The 18,347-nt window shown below is 51.9% G+C and carries 15 protein-coding genes; 9 read left to right on the top strand and 6 right to left on the bottom strand.

The window, feature by feature from the left end; translation table 11 throughout:
* Window positions 1–51 precede the first annotated feature (51 nt).
* The gene (locus BLQ88_RS18905) at window positions 52–447 is read left to right on the top strand and encodes a hypothetical protein (protein WP_090153376.1); all 396 of its coding nucleotides are present in this window, start codon (window positions 52–54) and stop codon (window positions 445–447) included.
* Between the two features lie 150 nt (window positions 448–597).
* On the opposite strand, the gene BLQ88_RS18900 is transcribed toward BLQ88_RS18905, so the two are convergent.
* Together BLQ88_RS18900 and BLQ88_RS18895 are read right to left on the bottom strand one after the other, a co-directional pair.
* Entirely contained in the window at window positions 598–1,335 is a 738-nt protein-coding gene (locus BLQ88_RS18900) for a LytR/AlgR family response regulator transcription factor (RefSeq protein WP_090153374.1), read from the bottom strand.
* 139 nt (window positions 1,336–1,474) lie between these two features.
* Window positions 1,475–2,335, bottom strand: a complete 861-nt coding sequence (locus tag BLQ88_RS18895; RefSeq protein ID WP_090153372.1) for a c-type cytochrome — start codon at window positions 2,333–2,335, stop codon at window positions 1,475–1,477.
* Between the two features lie 408 nt (window positions 2,336–2,743).
* Here BLQ88_RS18895 and BLQ88_RS18890 point away from each other — a divergent pair, with 408 nt between their 5' ends.
* Window positions 2,744–4,114, top strand: coding sequence for an FAD-binding oxidoreductase (locus tag BLQ88_RS18890; RefSeq protein ID WP_090153370.1), 1,371 nt, complete (start codon window positions 2,744–2,746; stop codon window positions 4,112–4,114).
* 37 nt (window positions 4,115–4,151) lie between these two features.
* Here the strand turns inward: BLQ88_RS18890 and BLQ88_RS18885 are convergent, their stop codons facing one another.
* On the bottom strand, window positions 4,152–6,458 hold the full coding sequence (locus tag BLQ88_RS18885; RefSeq protein WP_090153368.1) for a penicillin-binding protein 1A: 2,307 nt from the start codon (window positions 6,456–6,458) through the stop codon (window positions 4,152–4,154).
* A 194-nt stretch (window positions 6,459–6,652) separates the two neighbouring features.
* Here BLQ88_RS18885 and BLQ88_RS18880 point away from each other — a divergent pair, with 194 nt between their 5' ends.
* A complete protein-coding gene (locus tag BLQ88_RS18880; protein WP_090153366.1) occupies window positions 6,653–7,750 on the top strand; it encodes a toxin-antitoxin system YwqK family antitoxin in 1,098 nt (365 codons plus the stop codon).
* On the opposite strand, the gene BLQ88_RS18875 is transcribed toward BLQ88_RS18880, so the two are convergent.
* Window positions 7,751–8,668, bottom strand: coding sequence for a helix-turn-helix domain-containing protein (locus tag BLQ88_RS18875; protein ID WP_090153364.1), 918 nt, complete (start codon window positions 8,666–8,668; stop codon window positions 7,751–7,753).
* Between the two features lie 73 nt (window positions 8,669–8,741).
* Window positions 8,742–9,572 carry an SDR family oxidoreductase gene (locus BLQ88_RS18870; RefSeq protein WP_090153362.1) on the bottom strand — a complete coding sequence of 277 codons (831 nt, stop codon included), beginning with the start codon at window positions 9,570–9,572 and terminating at the stop codon, window positions 8,742–8,744.
* 169 nt (window positions 9,573–9,741) lie between these two features.
* Between BLQ88_RS18870 and BLQ88_RS18865 the strand changes: the two genes are divergently transcribed.
* The 6 genes from BLQ88_RS18865 (at window position 9,742) to BLQ88_RS18840 (ending at window position 17,721) form a co-directional block, all read left to right on the top strand.
* Window positions 9,742–10,509 carry a helix-turn-helix domain-containing protein gene (locus tag BLQ88_RS18865; protein ID WP_176885022.1) on the top strand — a complete coding sequence of 256 codons (768 nt, stop codon included), beginning with the start codon at window positions 9,742–9,744 and terminating at the stop codon, window positions 10,507–10,509.
* Between the two features lie 91 nt (window positions 10,510–10,600).
* Entirely contained in the window at window positions 10,601–10,933 is a 333-nt protein-coding gene (locus tag BLQ88_RS18860) for an antibiotic biosynthesis monooxygenase family protein (protein WP_143016872.1), read from the top strand.
* A gap of 38 nt (window positions 10,934–10,971) precedes the next feature.
* Entirely contained in the window at window positions 10,972–13,314 is a 2,343-nt protein-coding gene (locus BLQ88_RS18855) for a GAF domain-containing protein (RefSeq protein ID WP_090153357.1), read from the top strand.
* Between the two features lie 183 nt (window positions 13,315–13,497).
* On the top strand, window positions 13,498–16,560 hold the full coding sequence (locus BLQ88_RS18850) for a T9SS type A sorting domain-containing protein (RefSeq protein WP_176885021.1): 3,063 nt from the start codon (window positions 13,498–13,500) through the stop codon (window positions 16,558–16,560).
* Window positions 16,561–16,694: 134 nt separating this feature from the next.
* On the top strand, window positions 16,695–17,411 hold the full coding sequence (locus tag BLQ88_RS18845; protein ID WP_090153353.1) for a DUF4198 domain-containing protein: 717 nt from the start codon (window positions 16,695–16,697) through the stop codon (window positions 17,409–17,411).
* Between the two features lie 22 nt (window positions 17,412–17,433).
* A complete protein-coding gene (locus tag BLQ88_RS18840; RefSeq protein ID WP_090153351.1) occupies window positions 17,434–17,721 on the top strand; it encodes a transcriptional repressor in 288 nt (95 codons plus the stop codon).
* 63 nt (window positions 17,722–17,784) lie between these two features.
* On the opposite strand, the gene BLQ88_RS18835 is transcribed toward BLQ88_RS18840, so the two are convergent.
* Window positions 17,785–18,255, bottom strand: a complete 471-nt coding sequence (locus BLQ88_RS18835) for a hypothetical protein (RefSeq protein WP_090153349.1) — start codon at window positions 18,253–18,255, stop codon at window positions 17,785–17,787.
* Between the last annotated feature and the right edge of the window lie 92 nt (window positions 18,256–18,347).

Genomic DNA, 18,347 nt, shown 5'->3' with positions numbered 1-18,347 from the left:
CCTCAATGAAACTGTTCTAAAATCCATTCAATTATTCCATAGCATTCCAATATGTGGTTCAGCAAAAATATAGCATCGGCGGTGGCTATTCTGGCCTTCCTTAGTTGTAACAAAGACAATACAGAACCGGTGTCGGATATTCAGTGCATCCCTGCCGTGTACCTGACAAGTTATTGCCCGACAAAAACGGAAACGCATCTGGTACGGCTTCTGAGGCCAACCCAATACGCGACAAGAATGGATGGTAGCGAGGGTAAAGAAGTCTATCTGGCAGCAGTAATAAATCTTCCGCAATCGTTGATAAAACGGGATACGGTCTTTCAACTGCAGTTTCATTATGATCCCAATGCAGAGCAGCAAAATAAGGCGGTTGGCTATTGTAATACCAATATTGCACCAGCGAAAATGGTCGTTTACGACGGGGTAAGTGAGTCTGAATGCCCGTGATCTCAATTGATCATCGATCTTTTTCGGGCTTGCCAAAATATTTAACCTCAGCGCCACCGTGAATGCATCACCACCTTCCGGATATTGGGCCGGGATCGAGTCACAGTCGGTTGCACGATTTCATCTGCCGTAAATGGTTTGTAAATTCCGCTATACGCTTCGGAGGCCTGTGTGTATCTCCTGCCGGATCTTTCCGCGATAGGGCCGGCTCACGGGCAGGATGTGCGTGCCTATCTGGATCGTACTTTCTCCAACTCCCGTCACCTTGCAAACCGACACGATCAGCGCACGGTGTATTCGCATGAAGCCTTTACCGGCAAACTGCCCTTCGATAGCCGCCAATCCCTGGTGAATAATGATCTCCCCTTCCGTAGTCGTGATTTTCGAGTAATGTTTAACGCCCTCGATATACAACACCTCCTGCGTGAATACTTTCACGATCGATTTATCCGAAAAAAGGTAAATAAAAGGCCCACGGTCTGCGACGGGACGCTTCCGCCTTCGCTGGATGCTGCGCCTCATCGCCGGCGGTATTGCTGCGAAATAGCGGTCGATAACCGTCATGAAATCGTTGAACGCGACAGGCTTCCTGAGGCAGCCCATAATGTGACCGTCGTCACCCGGCTTCCACTTTTTCTTCCTGGTCGACAGGTAGATAACCCTGGGCCGGCAGGGCAGCATTTTCAGGAATGCGTCTCCCGTTACTTTGGGAAGCATCACGTCCAGGAAAAGCAGGTCGATCTTGTTGCGTTGAAGATACATCAGCGCGTCAATCGCCTCATAGAAAGTCCCTACGTGTTCCAGCGCGTCCAATTCGCCGATGTAGGATTCGAGAATGCCAGCCGCGTGCGGCTCGTCGTCAATGATCAAACATTTGATTCTACTCATAAAAAAACCCGGTGAAATGTTTTATGTCAATTAACCGGCTAAGTAATGAGAAGAAACGGATTGAGTAGATGGCGTCCAATTTCCAAATAATTCGTGAAAACTCCAACGCCATCCTCCGTATTGATTTGATCCGGCCCGATCAGATACTTTTCAGGTACACGCGCAAAGCCCGCATTTCGGTATCCGAAAACGCCGCGGTCATCTGCCAGGGCATAGGCGCTTTCAGTTCGGAACCATCCGGCCGCTTGCCCGTGCGAAGGGTCTGGAAAAACTGCTCGTCGGTCCATCGGGCGCTCGGGCCGGTGGATGAAATGTTGGGCGTACCGCCATCTCCCGGTGTGCCTTTCATGTCGGGCTTGTGACAGCCGGTACAAATTTGCGACACATACTTCCCGAAATCGGCCGTGACGCCTTCGCGGATCGCCAGGGGCAATGCCGCATTATGGTCGATTTTTTCGGCCTCGAACAATTCCAGTTCTCCCAGATCGGCCAGGATAGTAGCGCCCACACCGATATCACATGCCGGAACCTCGCGGTCCACAGGAGCTACCTGTTCGCAGTAAGCAATCACCGCTTTCAGGTCGGTTTCGCTCAGTTGGTTAAACCCCGCCGACGGCATATAAATGAGCGGCGTGCCGTCTTGCTGCACCCCATGACGGATCGCGCGCACCCAGTCGTCGGTATCGAAATCTTTGGACACACCACCTTTACCTTTGGTAAGATTGCGCGCTACGAGCCTGCCCAATCCTTTTTGTTCGAAGAGTACTTTGCCGCCGAGGTCTTTTTCGTGGCAGTCGGTACAACCCTTGGTGGTTACGAGGCGCTTGCCCATGGCGATGGTGGCGGAATCGGTCGGAATGTCGAGTTTGACAGGCTTTACCGTGTAGACTTTACTTTTGCGGCCGCTTATCGCAATGTAAGCTTTGGTGTAGTAACCGAGTGCTAGCAGCAGCACGACCAGCAACGCGCGGCCGGTCCATTTCATAATTTTCTTTAACATGGCTTTTGACAATAACAGTTTGGAATAAACTGCCGGCACAGGGGGCCGACGTTGCAAAAATGCCCTGTCGGCCTGCCATTTCCCTTGTTAAATCCGCCGAAGCGTCATAATCGCTGTATGAACTGTAATAACCTGTAAACAAGCCACTTCTTCCAAGCCATCGCCTTCGCTTGGTCCATGATCACCTCCGGGGTAACGATTGCTGCCAATTCTTTTCCATTCATTTTCGCGCTTCGTAAGCGGCTGTGTTTGAGGTTCAAAAAATTATTATATTTACAATAGACTGGAACTTCACCCTTCGATTACCGAAATCCCGGCCAATTTTGCTTTGCTACACCACATGATCTGAAATGCGGTCTCCCCGGACCGGCAAGATTTTTCTTGTTCCTCATTTAAACTCGCTCTCAGATGGAAGCAAACAGTTCCCTCAAAACAATCCCCCAATTCAGGGGCCGGGTGATTACGCCCGGCGATGCTGACTATCACACCGTCAGAAAAGTCCATAATGGCATGATCGACAAAAGCCCCGGGTTCATTGCCCGCTGTGCAGACGAGACCGACGTCGTTAAAGCCATTCACTTTGCACAGGAAAACGATCTTGTCGTCGCCGTTCGCTGCGGCGGACACAATGGTGCCGGGCTCGGCGTATGTGACCAAGGGTTAGTCATTGATTTGTCCGCGATGCGCAATGTGACGGTCGATCCCGCTGCCCGGACGATCCGCGCACAAGGCGGCTGCCTGTTGGGCGACCTGGATACGGCCGGCCACCCGCACGGGCTTGCCGTACCGACGGGCATCAATGCCACAACGGGCATCGGAGGACTTACCCTGGGAGGAGGTTTGGGACATTTGACGCGCTTCGCGGGCCTCACGATCGACAATCTGCTCGAAGCGGATGTGGTACTGGCCAACGGCGATCTGGTGAAAGCATCACCCACTGAAAACGAGGACCTTTTCTGGGCAATACGCGGCGGCGGGGGCAATTTTGGGGTGGTAACCTCTTTCCTGTTCCGCGCACACAACGTGCACACGGTTTACGGCGGGCCGATGTTCTGGGATATCAATGAAGCGAAGGCGATGATGGAATGGTACCAGGATTTCATCAAGCAGGCGCCGGATACAGTGAGTGGCTTTTTTAATTTTCACAAAATCCCCCCTGCTCCTATTTTTCCCGAACAATACCACTTGCGATTGATGTGCGGCATTGTGTGGAGCTGCATCGACGAGGAAGAGGCTGCCGAAGTTTTTGATATGGTACGCAAATTCCGCGCACCATTGATCGACGCCACCGGACCAATGCCCGTTCCGGCACTCCAAACGATGTTCGACGACCTTTTTGTGCCCGGCCTGCAATGGTACTGGAAAGGCGATTTTGTGAAACACCTCTCGCCGGAAGTGATGGATGTGCATATCAAGCATGCGCACAGAATTCCCAATTTCTTTTCGGGAATGCACCTCTACCCGATCAACGGCGCCGCCAGCCGCGTGCCGAAAGACGCCACCGCCTGGAACTACCGCGATGCTACCTGGTCGATGGTGATCGCCGGGGTATCGCCGGAACCGACTGAAAAAGATGTGGTAACCCGGTTTGCGAGAGACTATTGGGAAGAGCTACACCCGCATGGCGCCGGTGGTGCGTATGTCAATTTTATGATGGAAGAAGGCGCGGACCGCGTGAAAGCGACATATGGAAGTAACTATGAAAAACTCGCGCGGATCAAAGCCAAATATGATCCGGAAAATGTGTTCTGCGTCAATCAGAATATCAAACCCGCATAAGCAAAACAGGCAGGCCGTTACCGACCTGCCTGTTTTATTAGAATAACACCCCTTCATCATCCGACTTCGCGGGAGGCGTGTACACGTCCTCCGTACTCTGCTGTGTTGAGTCGGTTGCGCATTCGCCGGTGTAGCCTTCCGGGCGCGGGAATGGGCCTTTGCGGTATTGAATGAGCGTCTGGTCGTTGTAAACCTTTTGCATGAATGCGCCCCACGCAGGCATGGCTACGCGCCCGCCCTGCCCGAGCGCGAGGCTGCGGTAATGAATGCTGCGGTCTTCTCCGCCCACCCATATGCCGGCAACGAGGTTGTGCGTCATGCCCATAAACCAGCCGTCGGAATGGTTTTGTGAGGTACCAGTTTTGGCGGCGATTTCATTGCCGTCCGTAACGCCGTATTGCCGCAAACGGCCCGCAGTACCACCCGGATCTTCCACCGCGCCGCGCATGAGGTAAAGCATATTGTAAGCCATATTTTCGCTGAGCTCCTGGCTCTGCTGCTCGTGAAACTCAGCCAGCAGCTTGCCGTGGCGGTCCTCGATACGCAGGATCGTCATCGGCATAACCTTATAACCGCCATTCGCGAAGGAGGAATACGCCGATACCATTTCGTAAACCGATACCTCGCCCGTTCCCAGGCAAAGTGCCGGAGTGGCCGGCAGCTCACTGGTAATGCCCAGCTTATGCGCATAATCGACCACCGTATTGGCCTTTACCATTTTCATAATGTTGGCCGTTACCGAGTTCACCGATTTCCCTAATGCCTGCCGGAGTGTCAGCGCCTGCTCGGAATAAACGCCATTGGAGTTTTTCGGCGTATAATCTTCCTGCACATCATCGATACCGGCCTGGAATGTGACTGGCGAATCCATGATCTTTTCGCAAGGGGTAATGAAGTTTTTATCCAAACCGGCCGTGTATACAAACGGCTTGAACGTCGAGCCCGGCTGTCTTTTGCCTTGCTTCACGTGGTCGTACTGGAAATATTTGAAATTGATCCCTCCAACCCAGGCCTTCACGTGCCCGTTACGCGGGTCCATGGCCATCATGCCCGCACGCAGGAAGTGTTTATAATATTTAATGGAATCAATGGGACTCATCGTCACTTCTTTTTCCCCATCCCACGAGAATACCTTCATTTTGTAAGGCTTCCGCATCACTTTCCAGGCCTCTTCCTCGCCGAGTTTGGCTTTCAGGACATTGAAATACGGCAAGCGGCGCACCGCGGTATTGATAAACCCGGGAATTTCCTTGCCATTTTCGTCGATCCACGGGTTACGGCCTTTCCAGTGGTCGGCGAAAATTTTCTGCTGCTCCTTCATGTGACGCGTGAGCGCCTCCTCCATGTACTCCTGCATGCGCGAATCGATGGTCGTGTAAATGCGCAGGCCGCTCGTGTATAGGTTCAGGTCGGTGCCGTTTTCTTCGTTGTACATTTTCACCCAGGCTTTCAAGTACCCGCGCATCGACTCCTGGAAATAAGGCGCCGGGCCATTGGCGTGCGTCTCCATCGAAAATTGGAGTCCCAGCGGCTTTTCTTTCAACTGGTTGAAATCGTCGTCGGTAATGTAATCGTACTTCGCCATTTGCCCCAGCACCGTGTTCCGGCGGTTGGTGGCGTTTTGCGGGAAGCGCATAGGATTGTAGATCGTCGGGTTTTGCAGCATACCCACCAGCAGCGCCGACTGCGTAATGTCCAGGTCGCGCACGTCGGTATCGAAATATGTTTTGGAAGCAACCCTGACACCAAATGCATTATTCCCGAAAGAAACCGTATTGAGGTACATTTGCATGATTTCCTGCTTCGTGTATTTTCTTTCGAGAATGGTAGAAAGTATCCATTCCTTTGTTTTCGCGATAACGATCCGTACGACGGGTATTTTGCCCAATGTCCCTTCGAACTCCTCCGAGCGGGTATTGAAGAGGTTTTTGGCGACCTGCTGCGTGAGCGTACTTCCACCTCCCGAGCTCGAATTGCCCGTGAGAATGCCCTTCGCAACACGCAAAAGGCTGCGCGGGTCGATACCCGAATGGCTGATGAAGCGGGTATCCTCCGTAGCCAGCAATGCATTGATCAGGTTAGGGGAAATTTCAGAGATCTCCGCCGGTGAGCGGTTCTCGATCAGGTATTTACCGATCGATTTGCCGTCCTGCGAGATCAGATCGGAAGCCACCTCGCTTTTAGGGTTTTCCAATGCTACCAGATCGGGCATCCCCCCGAAAAGCCAGAAGAAGTTGTAGTTAACGGCGGCAATGTAAAGTATCAGCAAGGCCAGCCCAATGCCGAAAGCACGCCATAAAAAAAGAATGCGACGCCGGTATTTCCCGGGTTTGAATTGAATCATGTATTTTCCAGAGTAACGTCCAATAAACCGACCAAATAAACGAATTTGATTCACAAATCAGCTATTAGAACGCATTCGGAGTGGTATTTGCTATTTTTTCAATTAAAATATTTAAGTAAATTAAAGTATACCAAATTGAGGGAAAGTGTTACTTTGGGCTAAATTTTTAAGAGCCCTGCAACCTCTGAAAAGCCATGAAACAAATCTTAAAATCGGTGTGCGTGTGTATTACTACGCTCATCCTCGCTGTCAACGCAGAGGCGTTGGCCTGCTCCTGTATAATTGATTTTCAGGCGATTAAATCGCTGGACGACACGAAGGACTACCCCTTCGTCGCATTGGTAAAAATCACTTCCGAAACAGCCAATCCACCATCAGGCTCGACGCCTTTCCGGGACGCGACTCTGGGTTTTAAAATCATCGAAAAATTCAAAGGAAAAGATATTCGTGGGCTCATCGAATATGATATTCAATCGTCCTGCGATATGGGTATTGAAGTCGGTGACGAATGGCTACTGTTTGCGACCGAACGCGGTGGTAAACTTTCGATAGGCGCCTGCAACCGGAACGTCCGGTACCGCGATAAGGACGGCCTGCGGGACTGGCATTTCAAAAGAGGTATTCAGGAATTGGAAGATTTACGAAAATTGTATGGCCGCGCCGAAAAGCGGAACCGCGACGGTGTCGACAAGCAATACTACCCCGATGGAAAGCTGGAAATCGAAACGACCTATCACGAAGGCCTTAAAAACGGGATACGGACGATCTACTACCGAAACGGAAAGATTTTCGGAAAGCAAATGTTCGTAAACGACTCGCTGCAAGGAAAATCGGAATGGTTTTTCCCATCGGGCCAGCTGTATGATCAAAAGTTTTACCGGAAAAACATTCTGATTAATGTTTCAAGGGTTTATCACGATACCACGGTTACCGATCGGATGAAGCAGTTCCTGGTGAGAGATTTTTACAAAACGGAAGACTCTCTGCGCAAGACATACGGCCGTATTCAGGTTTGGCTGGAAGCGCTTTACGATTACAATGGTAAAATCGTCTCTTCGAAAGAGTATTCGAGATGGGGCGTAATCCGGCAGGAAAATTTTTACCATTTCCAGAACAGCGCATACACCTCCGTTTTTTACCATGATAATGGCCAGGTCCACACCGTAAATCATTTCAAAGACAATGCTATACCCACCGGCCACTACCAGGAGTATGACCCCGAAGGCAACCCTACCAAATCCTGGGATTACGACGCCAATGGCAGGCAAATCAACATTTACATTCCAAAATAATCACGCAACCCCGGCCTGCCCCGGAAACTCGACCCGCTTCTTGTATTCATTCGGACTGAACCCGGTTTCTTTTTTGAACAGCCTCGAAAAATACGGCGGGTTTTCGAAGCCGAGGATATACGCCGTTTCTGCCACGGTTTTGTCCGAGCTGAGCAGCATGTTTTTAGCTTCGGAGACAAGGAAAATGTGGATCAGTTCAATGGCGGTTTTACCCGTTTCCTGTTTGAGCAGGTCGCTCAGGTAGCGCGGCGAGGTATTGAGCAGGTCGGCCATCAGTTTGACGGACGGCAGGCCTTTTTCCTGGAAGTTACCATCTTCGAAATAGCCCGCGAGGCTTTCGTTGAAGCGCGAAACCGTGGTGCCCGAAAGCTGCGTGCGGTTGATAAACTGGCGTTTGTAAAAGCGCTGCGAATATTTGAGCATCGAATCCAGGTGCGTAAGCATGATGTCGCGGCTGTACTCGTCGGTATTATTGAAATATTCGCTTTGAATACGGGTGAAAAGGTCCCAGATGATCTGCTCCTCGCGCTCCGACAAATGCAATGCTTCGTTGGCTTCGTAATCGAAAAAACCATACTTGCGGATGTCCGAATGCAATGCATGGCCATTCAAAAAATCCTCGTGGACGTAGAGCATAAACCCTTTTTCTTCCAGTTCCACATTGTTGATTTCGATCACCTGCCGTGGCTTGGCAAAAATCATCGAACCGTTTTCGTGGTCGTACTTCGTGCGGCCGTACAAAATATGCCCGGCCTTGATCTTTTTGAATGCGATCAGGTAAAAATCCGTCGTAAACTCCCGGCGGCCCAGCGTACAGCTTTTCAGCTCGTCGCAGGTGAACATGCTGATCATAGGATGCTGCGGTGCCGACATGTTACTGGCACGGTGCAGCTCGCTGATGCTTTTATAATGGTCCATGGTTTTGGAAAAAAGTTAAATCTGCACCCGTAAAAGGTGCAGATTTGGTGATTTTAATCAAATTAATCTAAAATCAGGCAGTAACCTGGCCACCGTGAGCGGCGTCCGCTACCTCTTTCCATTCTTCCCACGTCGCGATGCGGTTGGCGTATACCTGGTTCAACCATGGGAACCCAACTTTACCGAGGAAAATTCGCAATGGCGGATTTTCTTCATCGACTACTTTCAGAATGGCATCCGGTGTAGCGGCGGGATCACCTATGGTGTCGGGCGTCAAGCCGGCGTACAGTGCTTCCTTCACGCCGTCGTACAGCGGGTTAGGCTCGGTATGGATGGCCGAAGCGCCGCCCCAGTCGGTCGAGAAGCCGTTGGGCTCTACGATCGTCACTTTGATTCCGAAGTCTTTCACTTCCGAAGCAAGCGTTTCGCTCAACCCTTCAACAGCCCATTTGGAGGCATTGTAAAGGCCCAGTACCGGCAGCGTAGCCACGCCGAGGACGCTGGAAACCTGGATAATGTGGCCGCCGCCCTGTGCCCGCATTACGGGAATGGCCGCCTGGGTCACCCAAAGCAAACCGAAAACGTTGGTCTCGATCTGGTCGCGGGCTTCTTTTTCGCTCGTCTCCTCGATGGCGCCGAACAGGCCGTAACCGGCATTGTTGATCACGACATCCACGCTGCCGAAATGCTTGCTGGTCTGTTCCACGGCGGCGAATGCAGCCGCGCGGTCGTTCACATCCAGTTGAATGGTTAACAGGGTATCAGGATATTGCGCTGCGAGGTCTTTCAGCGTTTCAGTGTTGCGGGCGGTGGCCGCTACTTTATCCCCTCTTTTCAAAAAAGCCTCTGCCCATATACGGCCGAATCCCTTGGAAGCGCCGGTGATAAAAATTGTTTTTGACATGATTGACAAATGTTTTTGTGTTTTGATGCTACAAATTTACCGGGTCGCTTCCGCCGGCGACTTATACAAAAATCCGGAAATGCGATACACTTTTACGTGCAGCCGTTCACGCGATTTCCGCAGGCCCGGGAACCGATGACCCGGCATTCCGGTTGCGGGAATAATGATCATGCATACCTATTTTCCGACACCGGAGCTCAGCCCGTTTATCAAATCCTACAAGGTGATCAAAACGCCTGCGGAGGTGGTGAACCATGTGCTGCCCGAAACTTCGCCGGTAATGGTGTTCAGGCTGAGCGGGCAGGTTAGCATTAATCTGAATGGCGGAACCAATGTGCTGGAACCGATCGTCGTTTCGGGTTTGCGAAAATCGGGACGGACAATGGCGTACCAGTCGGGGACAACGAACCTGCTGGTCATTTTCAGGGAGGGCGGCATTGCGCCATTCGTGCGGGAGCCGCTGCATGAGCTGAGCGATACGAACGTTCCGATGAATGCGCTGGACGGTTTCGGGGATACCCGGCTGCTGGAAGAGCAACTGGCCGAACAAGCCTCGCACGTGGCACGCATTGCATTGATCGAGCGCTTTCTCCTCAGCCGGTTGAGCGGCAAAACGCCGGACTATATGGTTTTGGCGGCGATTCAAAAGATCCGGAATGCAGGTGGTCAGTTGCGGATACGCGAGCTTGCCGCATCGCTGCACGTGAGCCAGGATGTATTCGAAAAACGTTTCCGACGGGTAGCGGGGCTTTCTGCCAAACAATTCTCTTACATTATTAAAATGAAATCGGTGGTGGAACAAGGGCGTACTGGACAAACGCTGGCGCAGATAGCGCTCGATGCCGGCTATTTCGACCAGCCGCATTTCAACAAGGATTTCAAACTCTTCACCGGCCTCACGCCTACCGAGTTTTTCAAGTCTCCCGTGTTGTGGTAAATCAATGATTTTTTACAAGAATGCCAGGCAGTTGTTTTGGAATTTTGTATCGACAAAAAACAAAAGCTGTATTTACATTCAATCAAAAATCATGAAAACACAAACCAACAACCCAATCGCATTCATCAGCAAATACCTTATTCCCGCGGCATCCAAAGAAACCTTTCTCGAACGCCAGCATATCGCGCGGGCATTCATACACACGCTGGACGGCTTCGTGCATGACCACGCATACGAACGCATCACCGAAACCGGCGATACCGAATACATTACCGTTGCCACGTGGACGAGTGAAGAAGCGGTGCACAATGCAAGAGAGGCGGTTAATGCCGAAAACCTGCGGACGGGTTTCAACCGCGCCGAAATGCTGCAAAGGCTGAACATCAAAATGGAGCCGGGGCTGTTCCGCGAGGATAACGCATGATTGCGTATATTTAGGCTCCCATTGCCAGCCATAGCACCATGAAAAACGAAGTACTCGACGTCTCCGGCATGAGGGCGCTGCCCCTCGATCTCGACTCCGCCATTTCCTTTATGCCTTACATCCGTTTCCTGGAACAGCGCGTGTCGGAAGAGAAGACGTTGAAATCTACGTTTTACAAGACGATACTAAGCTATTTCCACGAGCAACAGCTCCCGGAGACCGATATCCCGCTCGACGAGGCGCACCGGTACGGCGAGTTCTTCGAATATGTCTACAGCAGCCTTTCGGCGCCGCTCGCCTCGGAGCACAAGCTTGCCTGGGGGATGTGCATGCCGCTTTACCCGCATATTTTCTATGGTACCGACCTGCTTTTCGAGATGCTGAATTTGAAGCCGCTCGAAACGCAGTTCGAACTGCAAAAGAGCCCCGACGATTACCAGCGCGAACGCCTGCATTTGATCTACACCTTGATCCTGCAAAGACTTTACAATTTCCAGGTGCCGGTGAAAATTCAGCAGTACCACGCCTGGACCGACACGCAGACCGGCCTTTACCGCTATTATGAGGTTCTCGTAAGCCCCGAATTCGTGGAAGTATCGGCGAAAAGCGAGCTGCCGGAGCTCAACTTCGTCGAGATATATGCGCATTTCAGCGAAAAGGACGGGCATTTGCAGCTGCAAAAAGTATTGCCGCTCGATATGTTCAAGTTCCGCGGATTTGCCGTGATTACGGTGTCGGACGTTACGGCCAGGATGGCTGTCGAGAATATTAAAAAGGTGCAGTTCAACCGCATTGCCGGCGATAGTCCCAACCGCTACCAGCGCATTATCCAGTCGCTGAAAACGCTGGTGCAGAACAACCGCATCGAGTTCGATCTGTTCCCCTTCGTGCGTGTGAACGGGCAGGCGGTGTACGGGTACGGGCAGGCAGGCACGGGTGTGCTTTTTCAGATATGGGGCGAAAACCGGCTGACGCCCGAGGAGTTCCGCCGGCAGGCCGAGAGCTACGCGGCCAAGCCCAACTCTTTCTTTTCTCCTGACATTCAGGGCGAAGATGAGCGGCAGATCGGCTGGCTGACGCCTTTCCGCAATCTGAATGTGCGTTCGCTGGCATTGGTACCGCTTTTTGTGGAAGAGAAAGTAGTGGGCGTGCTTTGTATGCATACCTGGGAGGACGAGCGTTTCGACGAAAAGAAACTGGCCTCGCTCGAAACAGCTTTTGCTCCGGTGGCGCAGCTGCTCAATACTTATATCGAGGAGTTTAACCTGGAACTGGAAAGCATTATCAAGGAGAAATTCACCTCGATACAGCCGGCGGTACAATGGAAATTCAATGAGTCGGCGTGGCATTACCTGCATCGGAGGAAGAAAGGGCTGCCCGAGGTGAACGAAAATATCGCATTCTACGACGTGTACCCGCTGTACGGCGCGATCGACATCCGTAATTCCACCAACGAACGCAACACCTCCATCCGCGCCGACCTGGGCCATTACCTCGACCTGCTCGACGAACTGCTGAATGCCCTGGCCTCATTCGACCGCTCGTCGCTGATGCAGGAACTGCGCTTCCATTGCACCAAATGGCAGCAGTCGGTAACGCAGGGTGAGTTGAACAGTACTTCGGAGAACAATCTGAATACGTTTTTGAACGAGGACGCCCGGAACTACCTGATGCATTTGTCGCAGCAGGACGCACGCACTACCCCGCTCATCGACGAGTACCTCGGCATTACCCACCCGGCGCAAGGCGAGGTTCACCGGCACCGGCAGGAGCTCGACCGTTCCATGGAGCTGATCAATGCGGCTGTAAACCGGTATTTCGAAGATCAGAAGGATGCATTGCAGCGTTCGTACCCCTGCTATTTCGAGAAGTTCAGGACCGACGGTATCGAGTACGACATTTACATCGGCCAGTCGATTTCGCCCGATAAGCCTTTCAATCATTTCCACCTCAAAAACCTGCGGCTGTGGCAGCTTTCGTCGATGATCGAAGTGGCGAAGCTGACCCGCGGATTGCTCAGCGAAATGCCCAAGGAGTTGCATACCACACAGTTGATTTTTGTCCATAACCACATGATCGACATCAGTTTCCGCAACGATGAGCGGAAATTCGATGTGGAAGGCGCTTACAACATCCGTTACCAGATGATCAAGAAGCGCATCGACAAAGTCAGGCTAAAAAACTCGCATGAGCGCCTCACCCAGCCCGACAAGATCGCGCTCATTTACCTGCACCACCGCGATATCGAGGATTACTTGCCGTTCATTCATTATTTACAGGAAACCAAAGCCCTCGATCCGGCTACCGAAGAACTGGAACTGGAAGATTTGCAGGGACTCAGCGGGCTACGCGCATTGCGGCTGGGGATCGTGTATCGGTAGTAAATTAAATCGCTTTCACCCAATAATTACACCTGTTTTTTTGTAGAGATATTTCTTCAAAAACCATCCTTCGCGTGTACAAAGCCTCATATCGGCTGTGTATAGTTTTGAATGTTCCCCGGTCCTGCTCCTTCCACGAGGGCCGGAGGTAAAATCAATTCATACATACATAACGATCTGTTAATGATGAAGAAACTCTCTACCTGTCCTCGGTTTGTCAGAAATTGCGGGACATTGCTGGTATTCCTGTGCTGGCTGACCGCATTACGCGCGCAAGCGCAGCCGCCCGCATTCACATGCGACGGCAACTCGCCCTTCTACATGATCCAGGGATCGCCTTCCGCACTGTACGCGTACGACCCGCGCACAAGCACCACCACGCTGATCAAAGACCAGATCATCACCGACGTTACCAATACCGAGCTGAGCGCACTCGGGTACAATGTCCAGGACAATTACCTGTGGGCGCACCGGTCGGGTACCAATGAAGTCGTGCGGATCGGTAGCGACGGTACGTATGATTCATTTGCCATTTCAGGCCTTCCCGCTGCTACCTACCTAGCCGGCGACGTGACTGCGAGCGGTGTATTGTATTTGTACAACACCGGCGCAGGGGTTATCGAACGCGTCGACCTTACTCCGGCGCTTCCGGCAACTACGCCGCAACGCCTGTCGTCGGTGTCATCCGTGGTCAGTGCTGTGCTGGACATCGCATTCAATCCGGTCGATAACCAGCTTTACTCGATCATTGCCGGCAACCTCTACCGCTATGCCCCTTCTACCGGCGCACGTGTGGTCGTAGGCGCGGTAGCCGGGCTGACAGGCGATGCAGGCTCACATGTTTTCTTTGATGCATCGGGCAATATGTATGCGTCCGGGACAGAAGCCACCTACAAAATCACCGGCGTTGCGAGCAATACCGACAAAGTCGCGACCGTGTATTCATCCGGCAACAGCATCATTACCGCTCCTTCCGACGGTGCGAGCTGCCGGGGCGCATTGCCCACCATCACCGACCAGGTGCCGTTTACCTGCGAGCCGGGCGTTTCCTATGTGCTCAATGCTTCCAACCTGTTCCAACTGGATATGACCTCGGGAACGACCTCGCTCGTCAAAACGCTCGTACTCGGAGACGGTCATATCTTGAATGCGATGGGTTACAATACGGTCGACAACTACATTTGGGGAACGGTGATCAGTGGTACCAACCAGATAGCCCGCGTTGGCGCCGACGGTTCTACGCAAAGCTTTGCCACTACCCTGCCCGACGACGCTACCGCATTCACCGGCGACGTGGGCTCGGACGGTTTCCTGTACCTGCATTACACCGGTTTCATGCGGAAAGTGAACCTCAATGCGGGGCCTAACTTCTTGCTGGTAAGTTCGTTCGCCTCGCCGTCCTCGGGCAACGACTGGGGCTTCAACCCGATAGACGGCCAGCTATATTCGGTTATCGATAATACCTTATATTCACATAACCCCCTCAACGGCACGCGTACTACCCGTGGCGTAGTATCCGGGCTGCCGGTTGGTAACTACGGGGCCATTTTCTTCGACGCCAACGGAACTTTGTATGCCGGTAACAACGACAACCAGAACGTGTACAAAATCCTGAACCCCGATGGCGCTACATTGTCGGCGACATTGTTCCGGAACCTGGACATGCCGACCATTAACGACGGTGCGCGCTGCCCGTCATCGGTCATCGACTCGCCGGAGCCGCTTACCTGCGAAGACGGCATGTCGTACATCATCAGCGCTACCAACCTTTACCGCCTCGATATTTCAACCGGCGAAAACACTTTGGTATCGACCATTAATGTTGGTTCCGGTAAAATGGTGAATGCATTCGGGTATAATGTGGTCGATAACTACCTGTGGGGTAAGGTTTACAGCAACAGCAACCGGGTGGTGAGGCTTGGTGCCGACGGCTCGGCGCAGACATATGCGGTTCCTGCATTGCCTTCCACCCAAACCAGTTTTACCGGCGACGTGGGTACCGACGGTTTTATGTACCTCTACTATTCGTCGGGCACGATGAAGAAGGTGAACCTGAATGCCGGTGCGAACTTCCTGCAAGTGAGCTCCTTCCCTACCAGTTCGGCAGGTAACGACTGGGCCTACAACTCAGCCGACGGCCAGCTCTACTCGATCATTGGCAACACATTGTACAAACACAACAGCGCCAACGGTGTGCGTACCAGCCTCGGAACGGTAACCAACCTTCCTTCCGGCAATTACGGCGCCGTTTTCTTCGATGCATTGGGTAACCTGTACGTGGGCAACAACGACAATCAGACGATGTACAAAATCCCCGATCCGTTTACACAGGCACCGGTGGCAACGCCATTCAAAAAGCTGGATCTTTCGAGCATCAACGACGGTGCGCGTTGCCCCAACTCGGCCGTGGGACCCGGTGCGCTCGACGACGATGTAAATACCACCTGCGCGGCGATCGACATTAATGTGCTTGCCAATGACCAACCGGGCAGCAGTCCGCTGGTAGCGTCGACGGTTCGTCTCATCACGCCCGGAACGCTTGCGCCCGTTACCACATTGGATGTCTCGGTAGGTGTGTTCGAAGTGAATACGACCACGGGCGTTGTCAAATTCACCCCGGTTAATGGGTTCAACGGCGTGGCGTCGGTTCGCTACACCGTCCAGGACGAAAACGGGCTTGCTGCGGAAGCGGTGATCAACGTCACCACGGCATGTCCGATGCCCGTAACGCTCGTGACCTTCAAGGCTGCGGCCGAAGGACAGACCGCGCTGCTCAGCTGGGCAACGACCATGGAGACCAACAGCGACCGTTTCGAGATCGAGCGGAGCGCCAATGGCCGCAAGTGGACGCGCATTGGCACGGTACGTTCACAAGGCGAAAGCTCGGTACTCGTGAACTACGGTTTTAAGGACACTAACCCTGCCGCCGGCGAAAACCTGTACCGCCTGAAAATGATCGACTTCGACCATACTTATACGTACAGCAGCATTCAAAGCGTCGTATTTGCAGAGAATGGCATCAGTCCGGTTTATCCAAACCCTGCCAATGGCCTGCTTACTTTCAAGAATGCTTCGCAGATCCGCGAAGTAAGCGTGCGCAGCCTCACGGGTACGCGTCTGCTGGGCACACGCAAGCTCGACAACGGCTCACTCGATGTGAGTGCCCTGGAACCCGGCTTGTACGTCGTTACCATCACTCATACCGACGGCTCGGTTATTACCGGCAAGGTTACGGTGAGTCACTAAGCAATCATTTAGCAATCAGAAGCCTCCGGTCCTGCCGGGGGCTTTTTTTTGTTTATTAAATTCAAATATTATTTGGACTTATTACAAATAAACTATATTTGCAGCTCGATTTTACTACTCATTTTTCTCAAATCATGTTTAAAAAACAACTCCTTATCGCCGCCTTCCTGCTTTGCTGCTCGGCGCAACTCTTCGCTCACGCCCTGTGGATCCAGACTGCATCCAAAGGTAAAGCCGGTCAGAAACAGTCTGTTAAAATCATTTACGCAGAGCCCGGCGACAAGCCTGAAAAGCTCGGAGAATGGTATTCCGACGTGAAGGATTTCGAACTCTGGCTCACCGCTCCCGATCAGAAACGTACCAAATTGGCTACCGTAGCGGCCGACGATCACTTCACCGCCGAGTTCACACCCGATCAGCAGGGCGTATACACTTTATCGGTAGGCCACACGTCGAAAGAACTGGGCGGCACTACCGTTTATCAGTTCAATGCCAGTGCATTAGTAACTGTCGGAAAAGCCGATGCGGGTAATAATCCAGGCGCGAATGCCAACGAATTGAATGTTTTTGCAGATCCTGCCAAAACTTATAAAGTAAACAGCCCGCTGAACCTTCGCGGATTTTTCAAGAATAATGGAAATGAAAAACTTTACGTGACTGTGGCTTCACCTTCGGGATGGAGCAAACAAATCAGCACGGATGAAAAAGGTTTGGCAGAATTCGTTCCGCTTTGGCCGGGTATCTATTACATCGAGGCATCCAAAAGCTGGAAAGAAACCGGCAACCATAACGGAAAAGAATACAAAGCATTCTGGCGCAGCGCTACCGTGCTGGTGGATGTTGCAAAATAATTTTAAAGCGTAATTCATTCGCATGTCCCTGTACGAACAAATCAGCGCCTATTGTATCCGTCACAAAATAAGACTGGCCGAAAAGCGGGTAATTGTGGCCGATCAATTGCTGGTGACCAACGAATTTACGGATGGTGATACATTATGGCGCGACATGCGCAGTCGCGGGATTAAAATCAGTCCCGCGACCGTTTATGAATCGCTCAACTGGCTGGTAATTGCGGGGTTTGCGGAGCGGCGTTTCGCGGTGGACAGCCGCAAAAACCTTTTCGGGATCCCGGAGCTTGTCAGGAATACGCTGGATAACTGAGGCGGGCTTCCTGTTTATCAGTACTTAACAAAAAAGGGTCCGTTTTGCGGACCCTTTCTTGTATTATTCAGCAACCACTGCATTCTTCGGTTTGCGGCCCCTGGGCTTACCAGTGTATGCCGGCTTGGGTTCTTCTGTTCCCAAAGTGAGTTCAAAACCGACAACGCCTTCTTCATAATTAAAGAGGGTTACCTCAAAAATGTATTTAGTGCTTTCAAAATCCACACCGCCTTTGCGAAGAATCAGTTCCAGCGGGATAGAATATCCGCGGCCGCTTCTTGTAAGAACGAATGTCCCGTCTTCATCCGAGCTAGGGATCAGATAAAGGTGCTTCAAGGTTCTTTTACCTTGCTGTGCTCCGATTTTAAAGCGAGCCGTTTCAGGTTCGATACCTAATTCTTCCAAAGTTTTGGGAGGAAGAACAAGCTTGCCGGAGGAGGAAACATAGCCGGTTGGCTTTGGTTGTTCCTGAGGTTTTTTCGTTACCGAAACATTATCCTCGGGAGAAAAGAATTTAATTGCTCTTGCTTTCATAAATAAATTACAGGTTGCTGGTGGATTATTACTTTCGCAAAAGTAATGAAGTTAACATTTTATTAAAATACTTTTTGTAATAAATAATGGGC

Origin of the sequence: Dyadobacter soli, from assembly GCF_900101885.1 — a bacterium.
Classification (GTDB): domain Bacteria; phylum Bacteroidota; class Bacteroidia; order Cytophagales; family Spirosomataceae; genus Dyadobacter; species Dyadobacter soli.
Note: the sequence above shows the minus strand (reverse complement) of the source record. Positions and strands in the feature narration are given on the sequence as shown.